We start from the raw sequence: 233 nt of genomic DNA, 5'->3' as shown, positions 1-233 counted from the left end.
TCGGTGAGCTAGACGTTGTCGATCAAGCCGCTGTACACCAGGATCTTGCCGCCAGGCCCGCAGTTGGCGTTCATCTCATCACTTTTGATAAGGTTTACGTCCCAGTTCCACTGGGCGGCATCCGCACGGAAGGTCGGAGCCTGGGCGATCAGGCGCTTGGCAATGGCTTGCACGCGCTTGGCGTTGGCGCTGGTCTTGTCCAACACCCCTTTGCTGCTGGCTTCACCCAGGGT

Annotated in this window: 1 pseudogene; it reads right to left on the bottom strand. The window is 60.1% G+C overall.

Annotated features, from left to right (window positions below):
• Positions 1-11: 11 nt before the first annotated feature.
• Positions 12-233: pseudogene (locus tag AAEZ05_RS30385) on the bottom strand (M48 family metalloprotease); the annotation flags it as partial.

It is taken from the genome of Pseudomonas sp. HY13-MNA-CIBAN-0226 (assembly GCF_040310305.1).
In the GTDB taxonomy this organism is placed as follows: Bacteria; Pseudomonadota; Gammaproteobacteria; order Pseudomonadales; family Pseudomonadaceae; genus Aquipseudomonas; species Aquipseudomonas gregormendelii.
Note: the sequence above shows the minus strand (reverse complement) of the source record. Positions and strands in the feature narration are given on the sequence as shown.